Genomic DNA, 5,020 nt, shown 5'->3' with positions numbered 1-5,020 from the left:
GCCGTCCGCCGGCAGGCCCAGGCTCTGCTGGTACTGGCGAATGCCGCGCCGCGTCGCGGGGCCCATGGTGCCGTCGGGCGCGCCGGTGTCGAAGCCGCGCGCGTTCAGCGCCGTCTGCAGCGCGCGCACCTGGCTGTTGCTCAGTGCCTGCAGATCGCGCGGCCAGGGCGCCTGCACCCCGGGGCCGCCCGCCAGTTTCTGCGCCAGCAAACCGACGGCCAGCGCATAGCTGGTCGAGTTGTTGTAGCGCAGGATGGTGCGGAAGTTGGCTCCCACCAGGAAGGCCGGGCCGCGAGCACCCGCAGGCAGCAGAATCGACGCGCCCTCGAGCGCCGGCAGCGGCGTGCCGTCCATGGATTGCACGCCCTCGCCTGCCCACTGGCTTGCCGGCTGGCGCGCATCGTCGGCACGCGCGTAGTCGAACCCCGACGGCAAGCGGACCTCCAGCCCCCAGGGCTGACCGGCTTGCCAGCCCGAGCGCGCCAGGAAGTTCGCGGTCGATGCCGTCACATCGGGCACGCTGCCCCAGATGTCACGGCGGCCGTCGCCATCGGCATCGACCGCATAGGCCAGAAAGTTCGATGGCAGGAATTGCGTCTGGCCCATGGCCCCGGCCCATGAACCAATCATTCGTTCGCGGGCGATGTCACCGTTTTGCAGGATTTTCAAGGCCGCGAGCAGCTGACCACGCGCCCAGTCTTCGCGCCGGCCCTCGAAGCCCAGCGTCGCCAGTGCGTCTATGGCCGGAATGTCGCCGACATTGCTGCCGTAATTGCTCTCCATGCCCCAGATCGCGAAGATGATTTCTGTCGGCACGCCATAGCGCGCTGTAATGGCGTCGACCTGCGGACGCAGTTGCAGCAGCTTGTCCTGGCCGCGGGTGACGCGCTGCGCCGACACCGCGCTGTCGAGATAGGCCCACACGGTGCGCGTGAACTCGGGCTGGGCGCGGTCCGAGGAGACGACGCGCGGCACGAAGCGCACGCCATCGAATGCGGCGTGCAGCGTTGCCTCGTCGATGCCCGCGGCGCGCGCACTGGTGCGGAACTCGGCCACCCAGCGCGCAAACTTCTGCTGGTGTTGGGCTTCATCGGATGGAGCCGGGCTTGCGCTGGTGACCGTCGGCGCCGCAGCCTTGGGTTCCACCGGCGCAGCGGAGGTGCAGCCCGCAACGGCGAGGATCGCCAGCAAACCGGGAACAAGCCAGCCGCGCGCCGGTGCTGGAAAATGAGATGTTTCTTGCATGCGCTCCATTCTCGCCGTTCTATGCAGCCCGTTCGATCTCACGCGCCCGGCGCCTTCTTGCTGGAAGGAGCTAGGCTACTTGTTGGTCGTTGATCGAGATCTTCAGCTCACGCGGCACACTCATTGAACCACCTTTACAGAGCGTGGTTTCAGCGGTTTTGCACCCTTGGCAAATTGCGCCTCAACGCTGTCCTCTGCGCTGTCGGCATACTCGGCAATGAGCTTGATGCCTGCTTCTTCGAGCAGCTTGAGCACCTTGCCCAAATGTACGGATTCCTTGCCGCGTTCGACCTCTCCGGCAAACACTGATCCCACACCCGAAATAGCAGCGAGATCGTCCTGACGAAGCGCTTGGCTTTTGCGCACACCGCGCAAGACAAGCCCCAGGTCGGCCGTTGTTCTGATGTTTTTTTTCATATAAATCTATCTGATAGCATAGATTTTCGTTCAAAACAGCCGTGCAAGCAAGCTATCCATGCGAATGCATAGATTTCTTTACTTTCATCAAAACCAGGCATTGAATCTACGTCATTGCATAGATTTTCGAGATCTATCTCCCGGAATGTCTTGTCAAGAAGATGCCAAGGATGGACCTTCGACAGAGCGAAACGTGCGCGGAAAAACCGCAGCACGTTCGCGGTCGCGTATGCGGTAGCCCATGGCTGAGCGCCCCGCATCACCGGCGATCGCGCCCTCCTCGGCCAGGAACTGCGCATCCAGCATGCGTTTGCGGAACGCGCTCTTGTCCATGGGTCGGCCCAGTACCACCTCGTAGGTGCGCTGCAGCTGCGGCAGCGTGAAAGGCTCGGGCAGCAGGAACGCGGGCAGCGACGTGTACTCGACCTTGGCGCGCAGGCGCTCCACGGCCCCGGCCAGTATCTCGCTGTGGTCGAACGCCAGATGCGTGCGCAAGGCCGTGCCGACCTCCAGCCATTGCGATGTCGCCGAAGCCGTGGCGTCTGTGTCTTCGGGCGCTGGCACCAGCGCGAAATAGACATGCGTGGCGCTCCAGCCGCGCGGATCGCGCGTGGCGCTGCCCCAGCTGCCCAGCTGCTCCAGGTAGGGCGCCTCCAAGCCCGTCTTCTCCCCCAGCTTGCGCAGCGCGCAGTCGTGCAGGCTGGCATCGACGGCCACGTCGATGAATCCGCCGGGCAGCGCCAGGCTGCCGGGGAAGGGATCGCTGGCGGTCTCGGGGCGGTGCACCAGCAGCACCTTCAGCTGCTGCTCGATCACCGTGAAGATCACCACGTCGACCGTGACCAAGGGCCGCTCGAAATGGAGCGCCGATGCGCGCGCCGGGGTTTTTATCGTGGCCATGCTTGACTTCTCCTGTTCGAGTTGTACTATACAACCCAATGGGAGTTGCACAGTGCAACCCAGAAAGGAGCTCCCCATGTTTGGCTTTCAGTTCATCAAATCGCAGCCCACCACCCACCTCATGCAGTTTCGCGGCGGCAAGCTGATGCGCCAGGGGGCCGGCCTCTCGTTCTTCTACTACGCTCCCATCACGTCGCTGGTCGCCGTGCCCATCGCCAGCCGCGATGCCGGTTTCATGCTGGAACTGGTGACCAGCGACTTCCAGGGCGTGACCGTGCAGGGCGAAGTCAGCTACCGCGTGGGCGACCCCAGCCGCATCTACAAGATGATGGATTTCTCCTTGAGCCCCGATGGCGTGTCCTACGCCTCGGAAGATCCTGACCGTCTCCAGGGCCGCGTGGTGATGCAGGTGCGCGCCATCGTGCAGCAGGTGATACAGGCCCTGCCCCTGCGCAATGCGCTCAAGGCCACGGCCGAGATCGCCAGGACGGCGCAGCAGCAGCTCGGCAACCAAGCCGAGATCCAGGCCCTGGGCCTGGAGATCCTGGGGGTGTCGGTCGTGGCGATCAAGCCCACCACCGACATCGCCCGCGCGCTCGAAGCCGAAGCGCGCGAAGCCAACCTGAAGGCCGCCGACGACGCCATCTCGCAGCGCCGCATGGCGGGCGTGCAGAACGAGCGCGCCATCCGCCAGAACGAACTCGACACGGAGATCGCGGTGGAAGTGAAGAAGCGCGAGATCCAGGCCACGCAGATGGAGGCCCAGGCCGAGGCCATGCGACGCCAGAACGAGCTGCGGGCCGAGCAAATGAATGCCGACATCGTGCTGGAGAACCAGCGCAAGGCCTTCGTCACCAGCGCGGCGCAGAACACGCGCGAGGAGGCCCAGGCCCAGGCGCACAAGGTGCGCGCGGTGATGGACGCGCTGGAGAATGCCGATCCGCGCGTGGTGCAGGCCCTGGCGGCCGTGGGCATGCAGCCCGGCCAGCTCATTGCGCAGGCCTTCGGCGGCATCGCCGAGCGCGCCGAACGCATAGGCCAGCTCAACATGTCGCCCGAGCTGCTCAACTCGCTGCTGGGCGCCGGTGCGGCGGCCGGCGCGGCGAGCGCACGGAGGCCTGTATGAGCGGGCCGGCGCTTCAAGGCGACAGACGGGTGGTGCTGGTCACGCGCCGTACCCGGCTGGACAACCTGGTGGCGCGCTACAACACGCTGGGCCAGGCGAAGTTCTATGTCGAGCACCTGGGGGGCGACTTCTCGGACTACGTCAAGGAGAACGAGGCCTATGCGGCCAGCCTGAGCGTCACGGTGCAGGCGCTGCAGGCCTGGGGGCGCTACCAGATTGTCGACCGCTCGCTGCTGGCCAACTTCGTCTTCGCGCCCTCGGATATCGTGGTGGCCTTGGGCCAGGACGGTCTGGTGGCCAACACCATGAAGTACCTCGAAGGCCAGCCGCTGGTGGGCCTCAACCCCGAGCCGGCGCGCTGGGACGGGGTGTTGCTGGCGTTCGAGCCGCACGCGCTGGGCGCGATCTTGCCGGCCGTGGCCGCCGACCGGCGCCCCACCCGCTCGGTGACCATGGCCGAAGCGCGCCTGAACGACGGCCAGGTGCTGCGCGCCGTCAACGACCTGTTCATCGGCCCACGCAGCCACAGCTCGGCGCTCTACGATCTGACGCACGGCACGCAAACCGAGTTCCAGTCTTCCTCGGGCTTGATCGTCTCCACCGGCCTGGGCTCCACGGCCTGGCTCAAGAGCATCGTCACGGGCTCGCTGGCGATTGCACGCACGCTGGGCCTGCCATCCGCGCAAGATGCCTACCAGCCCATGGACTGGGACGAACGCGCGCTGGTGTTCGCGGTGCGCGAGCCGTTTCCCACGCGCACTTCACAGACCACGCTGGTCTACGGGCGGGTGCGGGACGCGCAGCCGCTGAGGGTGCGCTCGCGCATGCCGGACAACGGCATCATCTTCTCGGACGGCATGGAGGCCGACTACCTGCAGTTCACCGCAGGCATGGAGGCAACGATTGCACCCTGCGCGATGAAGGGACAGCTGGTGCTTTGACGGCGCGTGTGGCGGGCTTCAGTCCAGGTGGATGTCCAGCGTCTTGATCAGCGGCCCCATTTTTCGCGCCTCCGATTGAATGAACGCGGCAAACTCCTCGGGCGTGCCCGCGACCGATTCGGAGCCGATTTCAAGCCATTTCGCCTTGAAGGCCGGGTCGCTGAAGATCGTGCGCAGTTCGGTGTTGAGCCGCTTGATGATGGGCTTGGGCGTGCCGGCGGTGGTGGAGATGCCGTGCCAGGCGTAGTACTCGAAATCGGGAAAACCCATTTCGGCGATCGAAGGCACATTCGGCAGCAGCGGCGAGCGCTCCTTGGTCGTCACGGCCAGCGGCCGGAGTTTGCCCGACTTGATGTGGGAAATGGAGCTGCCCAGGATATCGAACATGCTG

At 65.4% G+C, this 5,020-nt stretch carries 6 protein-coding genes; 2 read left to right on the top strand and 4 right to left on the bottom strand.

All coding sequences use genetic code 11. From position 1 onward, the window contains the following. The 3 genes from KHY18_RS26830 to KHY18_RS26820 form a co-directional block, all read right to left on the bottom strand. A partial coding sequence (locus KHY18_RS26830) for a lytic murein transglycosylase (RefSeq protein WP_213307471.1) occupies positions 1-1,254 on the bottom strand: 1,254 nt, incomplete at its 3' end. Positions 1,255-1,365: 111 nt separating this feature from the next. Next, positions 1,366-1,662, bottom strand: a complete 297-nt coding sequence (locus tag KHY18_RS26825) for a helix-turn-helix domain-containing protein (protein WP_213307469.1) — start codon at positions 1,660-1,662, stop codon at positions 1,366-1,368. 153 nt (positions 1,663-1,815) lie between these two features. Next, positions 1,816-2,562, bottom strand: a complete 747-nt coding sequence (locus tag KHY18_RS26820) for an NUDIX hydrolase (protein ID WP_213307466.1) — start codon at positions 2,560-2,562, stop codon at positions 1,816-1,818. 76 nt (positions 2,563-2,638) lie between these two features. Here KHY18_RS26820 and KHY18_RS26815 point away from each other — a divergent pair, with 76 nt between their 5' ends. After that, positions 2,639-3,688 (top strand): SPFH domain-containing protein, encoded by a 1,050-nt coding sequence (locus KHY18_RS26815; protein WP_213307463.1) that lies wholly within the window; start codon positions 2,639-2,641, stop codon positions 3,686-3,688. Continuing rightward, the gene (locus KHY18_RS26810) at positions 3,685-4,629 is read left to right on the top strand and encodes a diacylglycerol kinase catalytic domain-containing protein (RefSeq protein ID WP_213307461.1); all 945 of its coding nucleotides are present in this window, start codon (positions 3,685-3,687) and stop codon (positions 4,627-4,629) included. The genes KHY18_RS26815 and KHY18_RS26810 overlap by 4 nt, the downstream gene beginning before the upstream one ends. An 18-nt stretch (positions 4,630-4,647) precedes the next feature. Here the strand turns inward: KHY18_RS26810 and KHY18_RS26805 are convergent. Continuing rightward, positions 4,648-5,020 (bottom strand): Bug family tripartite tricarboxylate transporter substrate binding protein (locus KHY18_RS26805; protein WP_249729411.1); only part of this gene is annotated, 373 nt, incomplete at its 5' end.

The organism is Acidovorax sp. CCYZU-2555, assembly GCF_018413525.1.
GTDB lineage: Bacteria > Pseudomonadota > Gammaproteobacteria > Burkholderiales > Burkholderiaceae_C > Comamonas.
This window is presented reverse-complemented; position numbering and strand designations above follow the sequence as displayed.

Bases quoted from the DNA above. Each gene is read 5' to 3' on its own strand.
- KHY18_RS26820 (WP_213307466.1), bottom strand. From the start codon at position 2,562: ATGGCCACGATAAAAACCCCGGCGCGCGCATCGGCGCTCCATTTCGAG.
- KHY18_RS26815 (WP_213307463.1), top strand. From the start codon at position 2,639: ATGTTTGGCTTTCAGTTCATCAAATCGCAGCCCACCACCCACCTCATG.
- KHY18_RS26825 (WP_213307469.1), bottom strand. From the start codon at position 1,662: ATGAAAAAAAACATCAGAACAACGGCCGACCTGGGGCTTGTCTTGCGC.
- KHY18_RS26810 (WP_213307461.1), top strand. From the start codon at position 3,685: ATGAGCGGGCCGGCGCTTCAAGGCGACAGACGGGTGGTGCTGGTCACG.